Here is a 22,324-nt window from a genome sequence, read left to right on the forward strand (position 1 = left end):
AAAATAAACATTAAACAAACCAATTTTCGTCGATAATTTGGCTTTTAGTTTTTTTCTGAGTTAAAGCACTATAAATTTTCGATGATAATTTAGTTTCTCCTATTAATAATCCCCCTACCAAAATATCATTTTCAAAAACTAATTTTTTATAATTATTAGAGTCTTCAACAATTTCATAAGTTCTTCCTTCTTTGTCCTCTATGTCTCCTGCAGAATAAACTCCTATTTCTAGTCCTTTTAATATAGTAGCAGGAATAAAGCCCTCAAATTCTTTATTATCGCCAAGTACATTGGCAGCAGCGATTTTTCCCATCTGCATAGCTGCTGGCCAAATTCCATATGTGCTATTTCCAATTTGTACATTATCTCCCGCTGCATAGATATCTTCATCACAGGTTTTAAGATTTTTCGTTACCATTATACCTCTATCACAATCTATCTTACATCCTTTTGGAAGGTCTAAATTTGCTCTTACTCCCACAGAAATAATAACCATATCTGCATCTAGAATTTTTTTGCTACTTAGTTCAACTCCCGTTACAGTTTCTTCTCCTAAAATAGCTTTAGAGGATTCTCCAAGATAAAACTTTATACCAGATTTAGTTGCAGATTCTAAAACTAATTTCGATGCTTTGACATCGAGCTGTCTTGGCATCAGCCTATCACTAAATTCTACAATGCTTACATCAATATTTTTATGAAGTAAGCTCCAAGCTGCTTCAATCCCTAAAAGTCCTCCTCCAATAATGACTGCTTTTTTTACTTTATCAAGATTTTTATTTATATTTTCTATATCGCTAGCATATTTGATTGTGTATACACCTTTTTTATCTGTTCCTTCTAAAGGAGGAACAAAATTATTACTTCCAGTACATAAAATTAGCTTGTCGTATTCATAGTTAGCATTATTTTCTGTTGTCACGATTTTTTTATCTTTATCTATTCCGATTACTTTGGTGTTTAGAATTATAGAAATATTTTTTTCTTGAAAATATTCTTTAGTCTTCAAATAAAAATTAGCTGGATATTCACTTTCACCAATCATATGGGACAACATCGGTCTATAATAAGGAAGTCTATCATCGCTACTAATCATTGTGATTTTTATATCTGGATTCAACTTTCTCAATGTTTCCGCTGCCGATATCGCTGCGGCGCTACTTCCGATAATTACTATTTTCATAAAATCCCCTCCTGATTTGATATAAAATTAACTAATTGAATAAATAAATTATTATTTATTTATAAATATCATTTTAATTTAAGAAATCATCTCTATTTCTTATCTAATTATATCATTAAAAACGCTTTAAAACACTCAAATAAAACAATTGGATAATAAGATTTAAAACACGCTTATAATTACTTCTTTCTTTAATATTGAAATTTTGTTAATAAATAAATTAATTGTTATTCAATTGAGAATATTATGAATATTTATTAGTTTTATTTTGATTTTTTTGATATAATATTTTTATCCAGATTTTACAAATTTAAAAATAAGTTTTTTTTAATTTTGTAAGTTTAATTCCCACTAAAGCACTCTGGAAACGTTATCTTTACAAAAAAAATAGGTTTTTCTTAATTTTGCTCATTACTACAATATAGGAGGGTGATAATTTCTAACTATGAATAAAGGCTTAACGATAAAAATATCGTAAGTAGTTAATTTATCAAAGAAAAGGGGCGTAGTTGAATATTTCATTCATTTGATAATCGTTTTCTTGAATATTTGAGTAAATTTATTCAAGAAAACCTAAAAAATATTCATTGATATTCAGCGTTTTGTGAATATTTAACCATTATTGCAAATACTATTTTTCTTTTTTTTAAATTCTGTTATATTATGGGTAAAGATTGTCTAATATTTAGCAAGGAGGGATAATATGCAAGAAACCACTTTAAACAAGGAGCTTTATGATCAGTTAGCAGATTATATTGCTAATGTGGAGAATAAAGAAACTGCTCTTATCGAAGTTCTTCATAAGGCTCAAAACCTCTTTGGATTTATTCCAAAGGAAGTTCAACTATTTATAGGTGAAAAATTAGGAGTCCCAGCTTCTAAAGTATTCGGTGTTGTTAGCTTTTATTCTTACTTTACTACAGAACCAAAAGGTAAATACGTAATTAACGTATGTATGGGTACGGCATGCTTTGTTAGAAAAGCTGATTCTCTACTTAGAGAGCTTGAAAAAGTTCTATGCATCAAGCCAGGCGAGACTACTGAAAACAAAATGTATTCAATAGAGGCGCTTAGATGTGTTGGAGCCTGTGGTTTAGCCCCTGTTATTATGGTAAACGACGAAGTTTATGGAAAAGTAACTGTGGACGATATTCCAAAAATACTTGCAAAATATGCTGATTAGGAAGGAGGACTAACATGAATAAAATTGAATCTTTTAAGGCTCTACTAGATTTACAAGCTGAGTACAAGCCAAATTTAAAGCTAAGAACAGATAACATTCAAAATACAGAGTACAGAGAAATCCTAGTGTGCGGTGGAACTGGATGTATGTCCTCTCAAAGTCAAAAACTAATCGATAATCTTAACGCAGAAATAGCAAAAGCAGGTTTATCTGACAAGGTAAACGCTCATATTACAGGATGTTTTGGTTTTTGTGAGCAAGGACCAATTGTAAAAGTATTCCCAGATGATGTGTTTTATGTACAAGTAGCTCCTGAAGATGCAGCTGAGTTAGTTAAAACTCATCTTGTTGATGGAAACAGAGTACATAGACTACTATATCAAGATCCTGATTCACACGAAAAAGTAAACACTCAACACGAGATGTCTTTTTATAAAAAGCAAAAACGTATTGCTCTTAGAAACTGCGGTCTTATTAACCCAGAACTAATCTCTGAGTATATTGCTTGTAGAGGTTATGAGGCAATAGGAAGATGTATTTCTGAAAAAACACCTCAAGATGTAATTGATGAAATAAAACTATCTGGCCTAAGAGGAAGAGGCGGCGGAGGTTTTTCTACTGGTCTTAAGTGGGAATTCACGAAAAAGCCTGTATCAGATATTAAATATATAGTATGTAATGCTGACGAGGGAGACCCTGGTGCATTTATGGACCGTTCTATTCTTGAAGGTGACCCTCATAGTATAATCGAAGCTATGGCTGTAGCTGGTTATGCTGTTGGAGCATCAAAAGGATTCGTTTATATTCGTGCTGAGTATCCTCTTGCTATCAAGAGACTTCGTCATGCTATAAACGAAGCTAGAGAGCACGGACTACTTGGAGACAATATAATGGGAACAAGCTTCTCTTTTGATATTGAAATCAAGTATGGCGCAGGAGCTTTCGTATGTGGAGAGGAAACTGCTCTTATCCATTCTATAGAAGGACAACGTGGAGAGCCAACTACAAAACCTCCATTCCCTGCTGAAAGCGGTCTTTGGGACAAGCCTACATGCGTTAATAACGTTGAGACTCTTGCAAACGTTCCTGCAATCCTTTTAGAAGGAGCTTCTTGGTTTAACGCAATCGGAAGTGAAACATCAAAAGGAACTAAAGTTTTTGCACTTGCTGGTAAAATTAACAACGTTGGTCTAGTTGAAGTTCCTATGGGAATTACTCTTAGAGAAATCATCTATGAAATAGGTGGCGGAATCAAGGACGGCAAAGAATTTAAGGCTGTTCAAACAGGAGGTCCATCAGGTGGATGTATTACTAAAGACCAATTAGATGTAAAAATAGATTATGAATCATTAGGAGCTATTGGCTCTATGATGGGTTCAGGCGGTATGATTGTTATGGACGAAGATAACTGTATGGTTGATATAGCTAAATTCTATTTAGAGTTTACTGTAGAGGAATCATGCGGAAAATGTACTCCATGTCGTGTAGGTAACAAGCGACTTCATGAAATGCTTACTAAGATTTCTGAAGGCAAAGGAACTATGGAAGATCTTGATGCTATGAGAGAGCTTGCTCAAACTATAAAAGATACTTCACTTTGCGGTCTTGGACAAACTGCTCCAAACCCTGTATTATCTACATTAAATTTCTTCGAAGATGAATATATAGCTCACGTTCAAGATAAAGCTTGTCCTGCTGGAGCTTGTCAGTCTCTTCTAAAATATATGATTACTGAAGAAAAATGTATCGGATGTACTAAGTGTGCTAAGGTTTGTCCAGTATCATGTATTAGTGGAAAAGTGAAGGAAAAGCATGTAATTGATCAAAATCAATGTATTAAATGTGGTGCTTGTTTTGATGCTTGTCCTGTAAATGCTATTACTAAAGGTTAAGAAGGGGTGATTACGGTATGGTGAATGTTAATATAAATGGAAAAGATATACAGGTTCCTGCAGGTTCTACAATACTTGAAGCCGCTAAAGAACTAAATATCAAAATACCTACTTTATGTCACCTTGATCTTCATGACATAAAGATGGTAAACCAAGCTGCATCTTGTCGTGTGTGCGTGGTTGAAGTTGAAGGAAGAAGAAATCTTGCTCCAGCTTGTGCTACTCCAGTATTTGAAGGAATGAAAATAAAAACAGATACTCAAAAAGCAATCAGAGCTAGAAGAACAGTTGTTGAGCTTTTATTATCAGATCATCCAAAGGATTGTCTAATTTGTGAAAAGAACACTGATTGTGAGCTTCAATCTCTTGCTGCTGATTTAGGTATAAGAGAAATCAAATACGAAGGCAAAATGTCTGAGTACCCAATTGATAGAAGCAGTTATTCTATAGTTAGAAATATGGATAAATGCGTACTTTGCAGAAGATGTGAAACTGTATGTAACAATGTTCAAACAGTTAACGTATTATCTGCAGTTGGAAGAGGTTTTGATACTGTAGTAGGTACTGCATTTGATTTACCTATTCATGAAACTACATGTACATTCTGCGGACAATGTCTAGCAGTATGTCCTACAGCTGCTCTTACTGAAGTAAATAACGTTTCTAAAGTATGGAACGCTATCAATAGTAAGAAATATGTTGTAGTTCAAACAGCTCCAGCTGTTAGAGTTGCTCTAGGTGAAGAGTTTGGTATGGAGCCTGGAACTGTAGTTACTGGCAAAATGGCTGCTGCACTTAGAACACTTGGATTTGATAAAGTATTTGACACAGACTTTGCTGCTGACCTTACTATAATGGAAGAAGCATCTGAGTTTGTTCATAGATTAGAGCATGGTGGCAAGCTTCCAATACTTACAAGCTGCTGTCCAGGATGGGTTAAATTCTTTGAGCATCAGTTCAGCGATATGTTAGATATCCCATCAAGCTGTAAATCTCCTCACGAAATGTTTGGAGCTGTTGCTAAAACTTATTTAGCTGAGAAGCTTGATGTTAAGCCAGAGGATATGATTGTTGTATCTGTAATGCCTTGCGTAGCTAAAAAATACGAGTCTGCTAGACCAGAGCTTGGTCATGGTGGAACTAAAGATGTTGATATAGTAATTACTACTAGAGAGCTTGCTCAAATGATTAAAGAAGCTGGTATAAACTTTAATGAATTAGAAGACCAAGACTTTGATAATCCTCTAGGAGAATCAACCGGAGCATCTGTAATATTCGGAACTACTGGTGGAGTTATCGAGGCTGCTCTTAGAACTGCTTATGAGTGGTTAACAAAAGAAACTCTTGAAAACGTTGAATTCGAAGCACTTAGAGGTCTTGATGGAACTAAAGAAGCTACAGTAAATATCAATGGTCAAGATATCAAAATTGCTGTTACTCATGGACTTGGTAATGCGAGAGCTTTACTTGAAAAAATCCGTGCAGGTGAAGCTGAATACCACGCTATAGAAATCATGGCTTGCCCTGGTGGATGTATCGGTGGTGGCGGACAGCCATATCACCATGGAGACTTATCAATTCTTTCAAGAAGAATTGAAGGTATTTACTCTGAAGATAGAGCAAAAACTATTAGAAAATCTCATGAGAACCCAATGATAAAACAGCTTTATGCTGATTTCTTAGGTGAGCCATATGGCCATAAAGCTCATGAATTACTTCACACAAAATACACTGCAAGACAAAAAATGTAAGTCCCTTCCCCACAGTTAATTTATTAAACCCACATAAATATGCTAAACGCTCATTACCTAAAAGGTAATGAGCGTTTTTATATTGTCTTTATCTACTCTTCATAGGTTCTTGGTTTAAACTCAGTAATTTCATTAAAATTAAATCTATTATCTATCTTATTTTTAATATAATCATAAAAATAGTCTTGAACGTTAAGAGGTTCTTTACCCCTTTTATCTACTCTGCTATATGCCCCTGTACTATGAAGAATTCTAGTTTTGTCAGTATCTGAAAGATATAAATTAATAATATTTTTCACTCTTGCTTTATTACATTCATCTTCTACTGGAAATAACAGCTCGACTCTTCTATCTAGATTTCTAGGCATAAGATCAGCACTAGACATAAATATCTTTTCTTGGCCAGCATTATAAAAATAAAAAATTCTACTATGCTCTAGCAATTTTCCTACTATGCTTCTTACTTCTATATTTTCACTTACTTGAGGATATTCAGGAACCAAACAGCATATGCCCCTTATAATCAGCTTTATATTTACTCCTGCCTCGGAAGCCTCATATAAAAGTCTAATCATGCTTTCATCCACCAAAGAATTCATTTTAAATATTATCTGTCCTCCAAACCCCTCTTTTGCATTTCTTATTTCATTCTTAATTAAATTTTCAATCTTCTTTCTCAATCCCACTGGAGCTATATCTAGCTTTTCAAGTCTTTGGATTTGGCTGAAGCCAGATAGCATATTAAAAACAGCTGAGGCATCTGCCCCGATATACGGGTTGCATGTCATTATTGCTGTATCAGTATAAAACTTAGCTGTTACATCATTGTAATTGCCTGTCCCCATATGAACATATCTCTTTATTTTATCTTCTTCTCTTCGTACTACAAGCAGTAGCTTACAATGGGTTTTTAAGCCCACAAGCCCATATATTACATGACATCCAGCTTTTTCAAGCTGTTTAGCCCAAATTATATTATTTTCCTCATCAAATCTCGCTTTTAGCTCTACCAGCACTGTCACCTGCTTGCCGTTTTCTGCCGCCTTTGCTAAAGCTGATATTATTGGCGAATTTCCGCTTACTCTATAGAGAGTTTGTTTAATCGCAAGCACATTGTCATCCTCAGCAGCTTGTCTTACAAAATCAACAACTGTATCAAAGCTTTCAAAAGGATGATGAAGCATAATATCTCTTTCACTTATGGCTTCAAAAATATTGTTATTTTGAACCGTAATAGAAGGAAGTGGTATCTGATTTTCAAATTTTAAATCTTGATAGCCTTTTAAATTATAAAACTTCATAAGAAAAGTAAGATCTAAAGGTCCACTGATTCTATACATTCCGCCTTCAAAAGCCTCTGACTCTTCTAAAATATAATCAATTATCTCTTGAGAGGTGTTTTTCTCATATTCTAGTCTTACAGCATTACCCCATTTGCGTTTTTTTATAGACTGCTCTATTTCTTCAAGCAAATCCTCCGCTCCATCTTCATCAATAGAAAGGTCAGCATTTCTTGTAATTCTATAACATGCCATATCGAGAATCTCATGCCCTATAAACAGCATATCCATATGAATTTTAATAATATCTTCAAGTAGGATAAATTCTTTTTTATCATTTTCACAAGGAAGAAGTATAAATCTATCTAGCACAGATGGAACCTGAACTGTTGCAAACACTGGTTCTACATCTTCATTTCCTCTAAGTAATATAGCAATGTTCAAGCTCTTATTTAAAATTAATGGAAATGGTCTTGATTTATCCACTACCATTGGTGTAAGCACTGGGTAAATCTGATTAAAAAAATATTTTTCTACAAAAATCCTCTGCTCGTCCGTTAAATTCTTAGGCCTTTTGAAATATATATCTTCTTTTTTAAGAGCTGGAATAAGTGACCTAAGATAGGTGTTATATTTTTCAGATACTAGTTCGTGTACTCTGAGAGTAATTTTATCTAGCTGTTCTTTTGGAAGCAGTCCAGCTGAGTCTTTCTTACTGTAGCCTGCTATTATTTGGTCATTTAAGGATGCTACCCTAACCATAAAAAATTCATCTAAATTAGAAGCAGTAATAGCTAAAAATTTTAACCTTTCAAATAATGGATTTTTTAAATCCTGGGCTTCTTCAAGCACTCTTGTATTAAACTCCAGCCAGCTTAATTCCCTGTTAAAAAAAGGATAGACTGTATTATTTGTCATTTTATTCACCCTTTAACTTTTAGAATTGGTCTATATCCTGTTACATCTTCAAAAAAATCTGCTTTTTTCATAAAATACCATTTTTCGAGAGGAATATCATCCTTTGCATGAGCTGTTATTATTAGATTGGTGTCCTTCACCTTTATATCTATGGACTTAATTTTTCTTTTATGTGTTATATCCATAGCGTCGCAAAGCTTTAATATGCTTGATAGCTTACTAATTTTTATTCTATTCTCATAAGGCAAAATCTTATAAGAGTCTATACTCTTTGGATTCTCTTCGTTATGAAATCTAGCCGTATGAGCTATTATATTTAAATCACTATCGCTTATTCCCATTATGTCTTGAGCTTTTATAATACTGTATGAATGCTCAATGTGCTCATTGAGATTGATATACTTGCCTATATCATGAAGAAGCGCTGCAATCTCAAGCAAAAATCTATCGTTAGAACCAAGCTCATGAATCTTTTTAGTTTTATCAAAAATTTTTATAGCCATTTCTCTTACATGAAGAGCATGGGAATCATCTATTCTGTAGCGCTTACCAAGATAAGCCACCGAGCTTAATATATCGTTTAAAAATTCCTCTTTACGCTTTGTATTATATATATTATCAGCCATATCTGCTAAGATACCATGCCTTAAGGACACTCTTGGGGCATATATCCCATCCGCCTGAGTAAGGTCTACAAATTTTTTAAATATAACTAAGGTTGGAAGCACCATCTCTGCTTGTTTTTCTGAGATTTGCATATATTGTGCTACCTCATAGGTGTTCATTTGCTTTATCTTTTTATATAAATCTGTAAGATTCTCTTTTGAAACAAACTTTATAGATTTTTCTTTATCAGTTTTCTTTGATATTTTATATATCTCAGTAAATTCCCCACCAATTCCTATGAAGTTCGATAAATTATAGGGCTTTATTCTATCCTTTAATATATAAATATTACTCTCAATATAATCTTCAATCACAGAGGCAAAATCCAAAGTAATCTTTTCTAAATCAGCCAGAGTCTCCATTACTCTAAGAGAGCCAATTTTTACATACTCTGTAAACTGTAGTTTCGAATCATAATAAAGACTTACTTCCACCCCACCTGAGCCTATATCTACAATCAAAACTCCAGCTTGCTTAATATTAGTAAAATCAGGCAAATAATCTTCTATAGCTTTATATGTGAGGAGTCTTTCCTGTGCATTGTTAATTATCTCTAAGCTAAGTCCGCTTGATATTCTTATCTGCTCCAGTACATAATCACAATTTGCTGATTCTCTTATTCCACTTGTCGAAACTGCTCTATATTCTGTTACTCGATAGTCAAGCATTAGCTTTTTAAAATTTTTCAGTATTTTACATGCCTCTTTTATAGTTTCAATGCTTATTTTTCCATAGTTATATGTATCCTTCCCAATGTCAATCGGCTTTTTTACTTCGTCAATTATATTGATTCCAGTATTTTCTCCTATTTCAGCTATAATCATTCTAATTGTGTTCGAACCCACATCTATAGCTGAAACCAGCTTAGTGCTTTTTCCCATCTAATCCACTCCTACATTTATATTGCTATTTCTATTATACAGTCAACACGTATACTATTTGTTAAGCAATGATTAATTAATCTTATACCCAATAATTTTATGTAGTTAAAGCAAAAATACATCTTTTATATATATTTCTAATTAAGTGAAGGAAGAGCTTTGTTTTGTGGTATCATTTATAGTAAGAATTCTGCTCATTAATGCAATCAAAGATTTATAATTAGTCCCAGACACTTTGTTGTATTCATAATAAAGCTAGACTAAATACAACAATAATTAGGAGGTGAAATCTTTATGGATACTATAGGAATCATAGATATGGGTTCAAACTCTGTTAGATTAATACTAGTGAGAGTATTTAAGGACTTGTCATTTAGACTTATGGACGAGCATAAGGAATCCATTCGTTTAGGGGATGGAATAGATGAGTTTTCTAACCTAAAGGAAGATAAAATTCAAGATGCACTAAAAACTATGAAAATGTTTAAAAGGCTATGTGATGCTCAAAATGCAACTAAAATAATCGCTGTTGCAACTGCTGCAGTTAGAAAAGCCAATAATGGTCAAGAGCTTATAGATAGAATTTATGATGAAACTAATATAGATATGAAGGTAATAAGTGGAAAAGATGAGGCTTACTTTGATTATCTAGCTGTTTCCCATTCTGTATTTTCAAAAGATGGATTAATTTTAGATATAGGCGGAGGAAGTTTTGAGCTTGTGCTTATGAAAAATAGAGAGCTTATAGAGTCAGTAAGTATCCCTATGGGTTCAATCGATTTTGCTCAAAAATTTAAAATTAAAGACCCTCTTACAAAAGATGAAGAAAAGAAAATGATAAAGTTTATATCAGACAAGCTAAAAGAAGTTCCATGGCTTAAATCGGCGAAAAATTTACCTCTTATAGGAGTCGGAGGAACACTTCGTAACATTGGTAAAATTAATATGTTAAAACGAAATTATCCCATCGATATTCTCCATAATTATGAGGTTAAAACTGACGAGGTTTTTGAAATATACGATGAGCTCAAAGCAATGGATTATGAATCAAAAAAAACATATCCAGGACTATCATCAGATAGAGCGGATATCTTTATAGGCTCTCTTAGTCTTGTTTCAGCAATTATGAAGCAGATTAACAGCGATAAATTGATAGTAAGTGGTAAGGGTGTAAGAGAAGGCTTGTTTTACAACTATCTGCTTGACAAAAATGTATATGTAGATAACCCTCTAATGCTATCACTTGAAAACACTACTAAGATTATGGGGCTAGACCTCGTGCATTCATATCAGGTTAGAAAGCTTACTAAACGTCTTTTTGATTTATTAAAGCCTGTTCATAAGATAACTGATGATGTCGGCAATATAATAGACACTTCCTCACTACTTCATGATGCAGGAATAATAATAAACTACTATAACCACCATAGAAATTCATTCTTCGTAATACTTAATTCTCAAGTAAATGGATTGTCCCACAAGGAACTTTTGATGAGTGCTTATACAGCTTCCATGCATAGAAAAAATAAAGCATTAGAAAATTACTCCAGATACAAGCTTTTACTAGATTCAGAGGATGTACAAAAAATTAAAAAAATAGCTATCTTTCTCAGAATTGCCGAGAGTCTTGATAAAAGCATGAGCTGCATAGTTTCTGATTTAGAAATAGAAATCAAAAAAGACAAAGTTATAATTAAAGTTATTTCTAAAGACAATCCAGAAGTAGAGCTCAATGATGCGAGAACTGCTATCTCTGCATTCAAGAAGCTTTATAAGCTTGACCTCGTTATTGAATAGAAAATGTTTTATAATAAGCTTAACTCAAAATCAATCCAAGATTATTCACTTGGTACGATAGCTTTGATATAACCAAAATAAAAAACTAGGACTTAACCAATTGGTTAAACCCTAGTTTTTTTAATTTTTTAAGAATAAAGCATTTTGACCATCTTCTTAAATAAATTCATTTTATTTTTTGAGTATGGAAACCATTGAATCTCTTTGTCTTTTATTCCAGTGTCTTCTACGATTCCCACCTCATTTACAAAGGATAGCAGCCCTTCTTTTCCATGATAGCGTCCCATTCCACTTGCTTTAACTCCTCCAAATGGAAGTGCCATATTTGCAACAGGTACTATAACTTCATTTATAGCTATTACTCCAGCATTAAGCTTAGAGGAAACTCTAGACGCTTTGTTTGCATCTGAAGTAAATATGCTAGCTCCTAGTCCATAAATACTGTCATTTGCAAGCTCTACAGCTTCATCCTCGTATCTAAATTTCATTACTGGAAGAACTGGTCCAAAAGTCTCTTCTCTCATCACTAGCATGTCGTGATTTACACTACTTAGCAATACTGGAGAAATAAATTTATTATTATCAATCATTTCTGCTTTTGTATAGAGCTCTGCCCCATTAAGCTTAGCATCCTCGATATGAGATTTTACTATTCTCACTTGATTTTCACTAGTCATGCAACCAAGGTCTGCATAAGGCTCTGTACCTTGCCATAGCTCACCGATCTTGCCTTTTACTAGGGATAGAAACTCATCATATACTTCTTCCTGTACATAGGCTCTTTCTACAGATAGACATACCTGACCAGAGTTTGTAAAGGCTCCCCAGACAGCAGCGCTTGCAGCTCTCTCAAGGTTTGCATCCTTAAATACTATCATAGGATCCTTGCCACCTAACTCTAGCTCTACTGGAATCAGATGTTCACTTGCCTGTTTTAATATTTTTTTACCTGTAGCTGTAGAGCCAGTAAAAAATATTTTGTTAGGCTTTAAATCGATTAATTTTTCTCCAAGCCCTGAGTTACTATTAGCGTAAACTACCTGAACTATTTTTTTAGGAAAGTTTAAGGCAGTAAACATTCTTTCAATAAGCTTTCCAACGGCAAGAGTTTCAAAAGAAGGCTTTAGTATTACGCTATTTCCAGCTATAAGCGCAGAAATTGTCGGTATCATAGACAGGCTAAACGGAAAGTTCCAAGGTGATATCACAAGAACCGTTCCTAAAGGTCTATATTCTACGTAGCTCTTTTTAGGTTTAAAATATAAAGGGCTAGATACCTTTTTTGTAGATAAGATATCCTCTGCAGTTTTCTCATAGTATTTTATAGCTTCTATCACTGCAAGAATCTCAGAGGTATAGGCTTCTATGACAGGCTTTCCTGTAGCTTTTGATATCTCTCTGCTAAGCTCATCTCCCATTTCTACTAAATACTTTCTAAGAGCCTGCATATATTTCAATCTTTCCTTTAAAGATAAATGTGACCATATTCTAAATGCATCAGCTGAATCTTTATAGATAGCTTCTAAATCATCGGGCTTTGTTGAGTTTATAGTTGCTATTATTTCAGAGTTTATTGGACTTTTACATTCTATCATTGCTCTCACTCCTACATTCATTTTCTTTACTATCTATTCCCGAATTGCTTATGCTATAAACATTTTATCTCACACTTAAAGGCAAGCTTTTATAAGCTTTACTTTTTAATTCTAGTCAATCCATTTTTTACAGCTTCAATCACTGAGGCTGATTCGTCTATTTTGTATATTCTAGCTGGATTGCCTTTGGTATCCCAATCTACTCCACTCCACCAAACAGCAAGTTTAATTCTGTCATATTTGTGAATCTTAGTAAACATATCTTGAATCCAAGCTGGCTTATCTCCACCATGTGAGCTAGAACCAAATTCTGTAATCATAAGTGGTTGAGAGAATCTATTTGCATACTCATAATATATTTCATCGTAGATTCTTTCAAAGCTTCTCCAGCTTTCTCCTTTATAGTAATTTCCTGTATTATATCCTGTTAATCCTACTACATCGACATATTCATCCCCTGGATAATATGACATGTAGTGATTCCAAGCAAAGTTTGGAAAGCTTCTTTCATTTGGATTCCATACAAAAATAGCATTATCTACTCCATTTACTTTGAACAAATCATAAATATATCTATATAGCTCGACATATAAATCTGCATCTTTTCCATAATGATATGCACTGTATTTGCACCAGTCTCCGTTCATCTCATTGTTAAGTCTAAATAAAACAGGATAATTAATAGATTTTAAATCATTGGCGTAGGTAATAAAATACTGGTCATATTCTCCATTTAAAATCTTATAGGTTATATCCTCCTGTGAGCCTTGCTCCTTTGTAGTTTGCATAGTAAGCTCAACTACCTTATTGTTTAGCTTTGCCGTAAGCATCTCATTTTTAGGGAATTTTTCATCCATATGCTGGTATCTTACAATAACAGGAAAATCATAATCTAGCTTAGTTTGTAATTGCTTTAGATATGAAAAATCATATGGCGCAGTTGGCTCAAAAATACCGAACTTCAAATTGCTTTTTTGAGCAAATGTCTCATCGTAAAATTCTTTAGCCTCTTTGCTCATAGGTCTAGTTATAGTTTTCGTAGCTTTATAAGCTGGCATAGCTGAGCTTGAGGATGTCAATTTAAAAGTACTGGCAATTGCTTCAAAATCAGATATTGGCTTGCTTGACTTCATTATTATAGTGTATACCTTTTTATTTGTCCTAGGTATTTCTACGCAAGCATAATAGTTTTTATCATTTTTTATTTTGGATAGCTTTGGCCTAGTATAGTAAATCAAATGTGATTTAATTCCACTTACTTTAATGTCCCTTGATTTGCTTACAGAAAACAAAGGATTGTTATAAAGGCTTTTATTCCCATAATTTTTATAGGTTGCAAAGCTATCAAGCTCATTTGTAAAATCATCATAATAAACATCAATGGTCGTATCAGCATTTACAAATCTAGTTCTTATATCCATTGCAGATTCGTCTATCTTCATATCTTGATAAACATGAAGGCTGTACCCTAAAGCATAATTTTCATATTGATTGGTGTACTCATTAAGCGATACTACTGTGGATGCTGACTCGGCAGACGCCTCAATTGGCAGTAAGGTAAGCCCTAGGATTAATGCTAATCCTAATAATGTCAATTTCTTTTTCATGGTTCCTCCTAGATTATCTCTATATTATAGAAGCTCGCTTGGAATTAAAGCATCATCAAGTCTAGCAATAAAATAGTTTTGATTAGCTACATTTATTTCATCAGCATAATTTTTAATCTCTGATGAAGTAATTTTCTCAGCAATAAAAGCTCCTTTGTGTAAATTTATTAAATTATAAGCTGAAAGCTTTGCTTTTAATTCTTCTATTTTATTTGTATCATTTAACCTCACGTAATAATCTGCTAAAATTGGATTTACTTTTGTGCTAGAAAAATCAACTGCTAGGTGTTCAATAGCCTCAAGGTTATATATATCTAAAAGATCGCTCACTACTGCATTTGCAGTTGCATATCTTCCAGCTCCTTCTCCATAAAAGCTCACTTCGCTTAGGTTATCTCCTTTTGCCATACCAATATTATAGGCATCAGACACTTGGGCAAAAATGGAGTTTTGTTTTAAAATAACTGGCTCTACAGCAGCCTTATAATTATTGTCCTCATAAGTAGACCTAGCTATTAGTTTTATGTCGCATCCTGCTTTTTTTGCTATATCCATATCCTGCTTTTCAATATGTCTAATTCCATTTATTTGAATCTGCTCAAGTGGAAGATGCTTTTTAAAAATTGTACTAGAAAGCACTGAAATCTTTCTTGCCATATCAGTACCATCGATATCATCTGAAGGGTCTTGCTCAGCATAGCCTTTTTCTTGAGCCTGCTTTAATACATCTGCAAACTCCAGGCCTTCTTTTGACATTTTGCTCAAAATAAAATTGCTAGTTCCATTTAAAATCCCAGAAATCTCATAAAAGTTATTTATTCTCGCATTTTGCTTTAAAGGCTTAATAAGAGGTATTCCTCCACCTACACTTGCTTCATATAAAAGTGCTGCGTTATGGTTTTTAGCTAGAGCTAAGAATTCCTCCATGTGCTTTGCTAGAACTGCTTTATTGGCAGTCACTACATGCTTACCTTGGGATAATGCATACTTTATATATTCATAAGGCTTATCAATTCCACCCATAACCTCTACTACAGTATCAATCTCAGGATCGTTTAATATTTCGTAAGGCTCTAAGGTCAAATTCAGGCCTTGCTCTTCATAAGAGATATATTTGCTTTTATTTCTAACTAGAGCAGCTTTAACTTTTATATCATATTCTTGAAACTTTGTGGTGGATAGAATATCCCATACTCCTCCGCCAACTGTACCTAAACCTAAAATGCCTATCTTCATCTCAAACCTCCTGATCATAGTATTAAATTCTACTTTATACTATACAATATAAACACTATAATTTAAACAAAAAATCCCTTTATAACTATTAAATATTAAATTAATATCTAAAGTTAAAAGGGATTATATTGTAAGTTTTAAAAACAGATTAACCATCTGTATATTCATGTATGAGCGCTAATATTTAGCCGATAGCAAACATCAGCTCGGCTTCTACTGCAACCTTGTCTCCTATTTTAGCTATAGCGCTTCCTATTCCTATAGAAGCCTTTGATTTTATAATCTCAACCTCAAGAGTAAGAACATCTCCAGGTTTTACTTTTGTCTTAAATCTAGCCTTATTTATTCCTGCAAAATAAGCTGTCTTGCCTTTATTTGCCTCTACGCTTAAAATACATACAGCTCCCGTTTGAGCCAGTGCTTCAATTATAAGCACTCCAGGCATTACATGTTCCTGCGGAAAATGGCCTTGAAAATAATATTCTGAAGCCGTAACTGCTTTTAGTCCCACTGCCTTTTTGCCAGATTCGAGTTCTAATATCTTATCCACTAATAAAAATGGATATCTATGTGGGATAATTTCTTGTATTTGATTGCTATCTAACATTATTTACCCTCCCATTTTTTGAAAAGAAGGCTGGCGTTATGGCCTCCAAAGCCTAGAGAGTTAGAAATAGCATATTTTACGTCAACTACTCTTTTTTCTCCTTTTACATAATCTAAATCACATTCTTCATCTGGAGTAACAAGTCCTACAGTAGGATGAACTACGCCTTCCTTAAGGGACATTATACTAGCTATAGCCTCTACAGCTCCTGCTGCTCCAAGCAAATGACCAGTCATTGACTTAGTAGAGTTAATAACCATATCCTTGCTATGCTCACCAAATACACGCTTTATAGCTGCTGTTTCTATTTTATCATTGTAAGGAGTGCTTGTTCCATGAGCGTTTATGTAGATTACTTCTTCCGGCTTAACATTAGCATCTTCTAATGCGTTACTCATAGCTCTAGCTCCACCTTCTCCTGATGGTTCTGGTGATGTAATATGATAAGCGTCACTAGAACAGCCATAACCTACGATTTCTCCATAGATGTCAGCTCCTCTTTCCTGAGCATGCTCTAAAGATTCAAGCACTAGTACTCCAGCTCCTTCACCCATTACAAATCCATCTCTGTCCTTATCAAAAGGAATAGATGCTCTTTTAGGGTCAGTAGATGTACTTAAAGCTGTCATAGATGCAAATCCTGCTATAGCAAGAGGTGTAATTGAAGCTTCAGCTCCACCTGCAAATACTATATCCTGATTTCCTGATTGAATCAGCTTAAATGCTTCGCCAATAGCATTAGTAGCTGAAGCACAGGCTGTTACAACAGAAGTACAAATTCCTTTTAGACCTATCGTAATTGCAACATTTCCAGCTGCCATGTTAGAAATAGCCATAGGAATAAAAAGAGGCGATACTCTATCTGGTCCACTATTTAATAATTTTGTTTGCTCCGCTTCAATAGTAGCTAGGCCACCTATTCCACTTCCAATAACTGCCCCTGCTCTATTTTTATCTATCTTATCCATATCCAGTTTGCTATGAGCCAGTGCTTCTTTAGCCGCTACGATTGCAAACTGCGAAAATCTATCTAAACGCTTTGCTTCTTTTCTTCCTATAAGCTCTGATGGATTAAAGTCTTTAACTTCACCAGCTGTTTTAGCTTTGAAATCAGATGGATCAAAGGCTTTTATTATATCAATTCCACATTTTCCTTCTAATAGAGCATTCCAATAATCATTTAGATTGTTGCCAACTGGATTTATTGTCCCCATACCTGTAATTACAACTCTTTTTTGCATACGTGCCTCCCATATTATAGATTAATACATAACCATTCCGCCATCTACATTGATTACCTGTCCTGTAATATATCCTGTTTCATCATTTGCTAAAAATTTCACTAGATTTGCTACATCTTTAGGTTCGCCTATTTTTCTCATAGGTATCGATGATTTAATGTTATCTTTTATTTCATCTGTAAGCTTATCTGTCATATCGGATTTTATAAATCCAGGAGCTATAGCATTTACTGTAACTGAGTAAGGAGCCATTTCCCTAGCTGCTGACTTTGTTAGTCCAATAACTCCAGCCTTTGATGCTGCATAGTTTGCTTGTCCTACATTTCCAATTAGACCTATTACAGAAGAAATATTTACTATTCTTCCAAATTTTTGCTTCATCATTAATCTGCTTGCATGTCTGATGCAATTAAATGTTCCTTTTAAATTGATATCTATAACCTTGCTAAAATCTTCTTCTGACATTCTAACCAGTAGCTTGTCATTTGTGATTCCTGCATTATTTACTAATAAATCAATTTTTCCAGTCTCAGAAGTTGCAAAATCTATTAGAGCTTTTGCTTCATCAAAATTGCTTATATCTGCTTTAAAAGTATATGCTTTAGTTGTTTTGTTTATTTCTTCTACCATTTGAGCTAGGCTGTCGTTTTCTGTTCTATAGTTTATTACTATTTCAAATCCGTCCTTAGCTAGCTCCAAAGCTATTTGCTTACCCAATCCCTTGGTCGCTCCAGTTATCACTGCTGTTTTTGCCATAGCCAAGTTCCTCCAATCTATTTATAGTTTCCTCAAAGGAAATCATATTTTCAATATTAAAAGTATTTACATCCTTGTTTATTTTCTTAATAAACCCACTTAAGGTTTTGCCTGGTCCTATTTCTACAAAGGTGTCAATTCCATTATCAATCATCATTTTTATTGAGTCTTCCCAGTGTACTGAGCTCATTACTTGCCTTACGAGAATATCCTTGATTTGACTTTCATGGTTTATAATGCTAGCATCCACATTTGTAACTACAGGAATCTCCATAGGTCTGATATTTATATTTTCAAGCTCTCCTGAAAGCTGAAAAGCTGCACTTTCAAGCATAGACGTGTGAAAAGGTGCACTTACCTTCAGTCTCATCGCTCTCTTTGCTCCATGGGCTTTAGCAATCTCACAGGCTTTTTCAACTGCTTCAATTTCTCCACCAATTACAGTTTGTCCAGGGCAATTAAAGTTACTAGGCTCCACGATTCCAAACGAAGCTGCCTCTTTGCATACCTCTATAGTCTGCTCTTTAGTAAGTCCCATTATCGCAGCCATAGTTCCTACTCCAGGAGGCACTGCCTCTTGCATATACTTTCCTCTTTTTTGAACTAGCTTAACTGCATCTTTAAAATCTAAGCTATTTGCACAGACATGAGCGCTATACTCACCTAAACTAAGTCCTGCTACCATATCAGGAAAATCTATTTTTTCTTTCACCGCTTCTAGTATAGCTGAGGTAACTGTTAGGATAGCTGGTTGAGTAATTTCCGTCATAGAAAGTTCCTCTTCTGATCCGCTAAAGCATATCTCGCTTAAACCAAAGCCCAGTGCTTCATCTGCTAGTTTAAATATATTTCTTGAGGATTCAAAGTTATCGAAGAAATCCTTACCCATACCTGTATACTGAGCACCTTGGCCAGCAAATACAAATGCTATCTTATTCATATTATCCTCCTATAAAAGTCCTAATTTCTTTCCGGTTTTACCGTATAGCTCTTTTGATTCATCCATAATCTCTAGAATAATTTCTTTTGCAGTTTGCTCTTTCTTAATAAGTCCAGCTACCTGCCCAGCCATAATAGAGCCTTGCTCCATATCTCCCTCTATAGCCGCTTTATATAAAGCTCCTGCTCCTAATTCTTCTAAAACAGCAGGATCCACATTTTCTTTTTCTAATGTTTTAAACTTTCTTGTAAGTTTGTTTTTCAGCACTCTAACTGGATGTCCTGTACTTCTTCCAGTAACTTCCGTATCAGTATCCTTTGAATCCAAAATTCTCATTTTATAATTTTCATGAACATTGCATTCTTTTGCAACTAAGAATCTTGTCCCTATTTGAAGGGCTGAAGCTCCTAGCATAAATGCTGCTAACGCACCTCTGCCATCAGCTATTCCCCCTGCTGCTATTACAGGTATACTTACTGCATCAACCACCTGTGGCATAAGAGCCATTGTATTAATTTCACCTACGTGTCCTCCAGCTTCTCCACCTTCAGCTACAAGGGCATCTACCCCTATTCTTTCCATTCTTTTTGCAAGTGCAACTGATGGAACAACTGGGATTATAGTTATCCCTGCTTTTTTCCACATCTCTACATATTTGCCAGGATTTCCTGCACCTGTAATTACTACTTTTACTCCTTCTTCACAAACTGCCTGAGCAATTTCTTCTACAAATGGACTAAGTAGCATTACATTTACTGCAAAAGGTTTATCTGTTGCTTCCTTTACTTTTCTAATTTGATCTACTACCCAATCCTTAGGAGCATTTCCAGCTGCAATAACGCCTAAACCTCCAGCTTCTGATACAGCAGAGCATAAACTCCAATCTGAAATCCAAGCCATTCCACCTTGAATTATCGGATACTGTATACCAAGCAATTCACAAATCTCAGTTTTTATCATATTCCCTCCTAGAAATATGGCCTAGATTCAATATAAATTTTCTAAAGACTCTCTAGGTATAGAGAGTCTTTTAGTAGGCCTATTTTTGTGAGTCGATGTATTTTACAATGTCATCAACAGTTTTGATTTTAGCTGTTTCTTCATCAGCAATTTCAATTGAAAACTCGTCTTCTAAAGCCATTACTATTTCTACTACATCTAGTGAATCTGCTCCAAGATCTTCTTGAAGTGAGTTAGCAAGCTGAATTTCGTCTACAGATACCTCTAATTGTTTTGATAAAATTTCCTTTACTTTTTCAAATGTCATTTTAAATTCCTCCATTTTTTTAATTTATATAGCAAGTCCTAATATTTTAACCTTGCCAATTTATCAGTACGCTTCCCCAAGTGAGGCCGCCACCAAAACCAACTAATATTATTTTCTGTCCTTTTTTCAGCATTCCTTTTCTGTTCATCTCATCTAGAGCGAGAGGAATAGTTGCTGAGGAAGTATTTCCATATTCATCTAGGTTCATATAAAACTTCTCTATCGGTATATTCATTTTTTGCGCTACAGATTCTGTGATTCTGTAATTCGCTTGATGTGGTACTATATAATCTATATCTTCAAGACTCATATTTGCTTCTTCAAGTACTGCATTTATACATTTTGGCATAATTTGAACTGCAAACTTAAATATCTCTCTGCCATTCATGCTAATAACGCTGTTTTTATTTTCTGACTTAGCTATTAGGTTGTTTACTTGAAGTGCAGGCAGTACTAGATTGCCTTTTACATCTCCACTGCTTCCTGAAAAACTAGCTTTAATTCCATATTCTTCGTTTTTAGCTAATATAGCCGCCCCTGCTCCATCTGCAAATATAACGCAGGTGTTTCTGTCTTCCCAGTCTAGAGCTTTTGAAAGAACTTCTGAGCCTATTACTAAAGCATATTTCATATTGCTTCCTTGCAAGAATTTATCTGCTATTTGAAGACCATAAACAAAACCACTACAAGCCGCTGATATATCAAAGCTAGTTGCGTTAACTGCACCTATAGCTGATTGAACTATGCAAGCTACTGATGGAGTAAAAGTGTCTGGTGTAATAGTTCCAAGTATTACAAGTCCTATATCTTCTGGATTAATTTTTGCCATCTCTATAGCTCTTTGAGCTGCTTTTATTGCTAGCTGAGAAGTATCTTCTCCTTTTGAAAGTCTTCTGGCTTTTATACCAGTCCTTTCAGTTATCCACTCATCACTTGTATCTACAAACTGGCTTATATAATTATTGTCAATTATATTTTCAGGAATATAGCTTCCTGTTCCTATAATGGAAGTATAGCTCATATACTCCCCCTTTCCTTCTAATCAGAACTGTTCATATAATTACTTTGAAAAAACTCTTTTAATTTTTCTAAGGAACCAAGAAGTGCTTTATCTTCTTCCAAATTCAAATCGATAAGCATTTTTGCTACCATTTCCATATGAAAATCTTCATGGATTTTGTAAGCTTCTTGACCTTTATCCGTGAGTTTAATTAGCACTATTCTTCTATCTTTCTCATCTTGCAGTCTTTGTACATAACCTTTTTTTACTAATCTATTTACTGATGTTGTAAGAGTTCCAAGCGTAATCTTCAAGATTTCAGCTGTTTCAGACATAGTCTTAACATCTTCATAGCCTATGGCTTCAAGAGTATGCATTTCATTCATAGATAAGTCTATTATTCCTCTATCCTTTAGAGCTTGTTCTTCTATATCTAAGATATTCTTGAACAAATCTACCAGTATATCATTAATTAATTTCATTGGGTTTGACATGATTTCACCATCCTAATAAATTGTTATATA

At 34.2% G+C, this 22,324-nt stretch carries 18 protein-coding genes; 4 read left to right on the forward strand and 14 right to left on the reverse strand.

Annotated elements, in window-relative coordinates:
• Window positions 1–10: 10 nt before the first annotated feature.
• Window positions 11–1,183: an NAD(P)/FAD-dependent oxidoreductase gene (locus tag B5X47_RS06475; protein ID WP_079589376.1), complete on the reverse strand. Its 1,173-nt coding sequence runs from the start codon at window positions 1,181–1,183 to the stop codon at window positions 11–13.
• A gap of 703 nt (window positions 1,184–1,886) precedes the next feature.
• Here B5X47_RS06475 and B5X47_RS06480 point away from each other — a divergent pair.
• From B5X47_RS06480 to B5X47_RS06490, 3 genes are read left to right on the forward strand one after another with little or no spacing between them, the layout of a single operon-like run.
• Window positions 1,887–2,366, forward strand: coding sequence for an NADH-quinone oxidoreductase subunit NuoE family protein (locus B5X47_RS06480; protein ID WP_079589377.1), 480 nt, complete (start codon window positions 1,887–1,889; stop codon window positions 2,364–2,366).
• Between the two features lie 14 nt (window positions 2,367–2,380).
• Window positions 2,381–4,258: an NADH-quinone oxidoreductase subunit NuoF gene (gene nuoF / locus B5X47_RS06485; RefSeq protein WP_079589378.1), complete on the forward strand. Its 1,878-nt coding sequence runs from the start codon at window positions 2,381–2,383 to the stop codon at window positions 4,256–4,258.
• Window positions 4,259–4,275: 17 nt separating this feature from the next.
• Window positions 4,276–6,009: an NADH-dependent [FeFe] hydrogenase, group A6 gene (locus B5X47_RS06490; RefSeq protein ID WP_079589379.1), complete on the forward strand. Its 1,734-nt coding sequence runs from the start codon at window positions 4,276–4,278 to the stop codon at window positions 6,007–6,009.
• A 92-nt stretch (window positions 6,010–6,101) separates the two neighbouring features.
• Here B5X47_RS06490 and B5X47_RS06495 read toward each other — a convergent pair whose 3' ends face one another.
• Both B5X47_RS06495 and B5X47_RS06500 read right to left on the reverse strand, forming a co-directional pair.
• A complete protein-coding gene (locus tag B5X47_RS06495) occupies window positions 6,102–8,207 on the reverse strand; it encodes an RNA degradosome polyphosphate kinase (protein WP_079589380.1) in 2,106 nt (701 codons plus the stop codon).
• A gap of 5 nt (window positions 8,208–8,212) precedes the next feature.
• The gene (locus B5X47_RS06500) at window positions 8,213–9,754 is read right to left on the reverse strand and encodes a Ppx/GppA phosphatase family protein (RefSeq protein ID WP_079589381.1); all 1,542 of its coding nucleotides are present in this window, start codon (window positions 9,752–9,754) and stop codon (window positions 8,213–8,215) included.
• A gap of 294 nt (window positions 9,755–10,048) precedes the next feature.
• Between B5X47_RS06500 and ppx the strand changes: the two genes are divergently transcribed.
• Window positions 10,049–11,551, forward strand: coding sequence for an exopolyphosphatase (gene ppx, locus B5X47_RS06505; protein ID WP_079589382.1), 1,503 nt, complete (start codon window positions 10,049–10,051; stop codon window positions 11,549–11,551).
• A 128-nt stretch (window positions 11,552–11,679) separates the two neighbouring features.
• Here ppx and B5X47_RS06510 read toward each other — a convergent pair whose 3' ends face one another.
• The 11 genes from B5X47_RS06510 to B5X47_RS06560 form a co-directional block, all read right to left on the reverse strand.
• The gene (locus B5X47_RS06510) at window positions 11,680–13,146 is read right to left on the reverse strand and encodes an aldehyde dehydrogenase family protein (protein ID WP_079589383.1); all 1,467 of its coding nucleotides are present in this window, start codon (window positions 13,144–13,146) and stop codon (window positions 11,680–11,682) included.
• Between the two features lie 98 nt (window positions 13,147–13,244).
• A complete protein-coding gene (locus B5X47_RS06515; RefSeq protein WP_079589384.1) occupies window positions 13,245–14,753 on the reverse strand; it encodes a glycoside hydrolase family 26 protein in 1,509 nt (502 codons plus the stop codon).
• A gap of 24 nt (window positions 14,754–14,777) precedes the next feature.
• The gene (locus B5X47_RS06520; RefSeq protein WP_159446415.1) at window positions 14,778–15,989 is read right to left on the reverse strand and encodes a homoserine dehydrogenase; all 1,212 of its coding nucleotides are present in this window, start codon (window positions 15,987–15,989) and stop codon (window positions 14,778–14,780) included.
• 184 nt (window positions 15,990–16,173) lie between these two features.
• Window positions 16,174–16,596, reverse strand: coding sequence for a 3-hydroxyacyl-ACP dehydratase FabZ (gene fabZ, locus B5X47_RS06525; protein WP_200805093.1), 423 nt, complete (start codon window positions 16,594–16,596; stop codon window positions 16,174–16,176).
• Window positions 16,596–17,837: a beta-ketoacyl-ACP synthase II gene (gene fabF / locus B5X47_RS06530; protein WP_079589387.1), complete on the reverse strand. Its 1,242-nt coding sequence runs from the start codon at window positions 17,835–17,837 to the stop codon at window positions 16,596–16,598. The genes fabZ and fabF overlap by 1 nt, the downstream gene beginning before the upstream one ends.
• Before the next feature lie 21 nt (window positions 17,838–17,858).
• Window positions 17,859–18,593, reverse strand: coding sequence for a 3-oxoacyl-[acyl-carrier-protein] reductase (gene fabG / locus B5X47_RS06535; RefSeq protein ID WP_079589388.1), 735 nt, complete (start codon window positions 18,591–18,593; stop codon window positions 17,859–17,861).
• Complete coding sequence (gene fabD, locus B5X47_RS06540; protein ID WP_079589389.1) at window positions 18,547–19,533, reverse strand: ACP S-malonyltransferase; 987 nt, start codon at window positions 19,531–19,533, stop codon at window positions 18,547–18,549. The genes fabG and fabD overlap by 47 nt, the downstream gene beginning before the upstream one ends.
• A gap of 9 nt (window positions 19,534–19,542) precedes the next feature.
• Window positions 19,543–20,493, reverse strand: coding sequence for an enoyl-[acyl-carrier-protein] reductase FabK (gene fabK / locus B5X47_RS06545; RefSeq protein ID WP_079589390.1), 951 nt, complete (start codon window positions 20,491–20,493; stop codon window positions 19,543–19,545).
• Between the two features lie 79 nt (window positions 20,494–20,572).
• Window positions 20,573–20,800 (reverse strand): acyl carrier protein, encoded by a 228-nt coding sequence (gene acpP / locus B5X47_RS06550; protein WP_013361113.1) that lies wholly within the window; start codon window positions 20,798–20,800, stop codon window positions 20,573–20,575.
• 46 nt (window positions 20,801–20,846) lie between these two features.
• The gene (locus tag B5X47_RS06555) at window positions 20,847–21,821 is read right to left on the reverse strand and encodes a beta-ketoacyl-ACP synthase III (RefSeq protein ID WP_079589391.1); all 975 of its coding nucleotides are present in this window, start codon (window positions 21,819–21,821) and stop codon (window positions 20,847–20,849) included.
• Window positions 21,822–21,838: 17 nt separating this feature from the next.
• Window positions 21,839–22,294, reverse strand: a complete 456-nt coding sequence (locus B5X47_RS06560) for a MarR family winged helix-turn-helix transcriptional regulator (RefSeq protein WP_079589392.1) — start codon at window positions 22,292–22,294, stop codon at window positions 21,839–21,841.
• Window positions 22,295–22,324 lie beyond the last annotated feature (30 nt).

This window comes from Acetoanaerobium noterae, from assembly GCF_900168025.1.
Lineage (GTDB): Bacteria > Bacillota > Clostridia > Peptostreptococcales > Filifactoraceae > Acetoanaerobium > Acetoanaerobium noterae.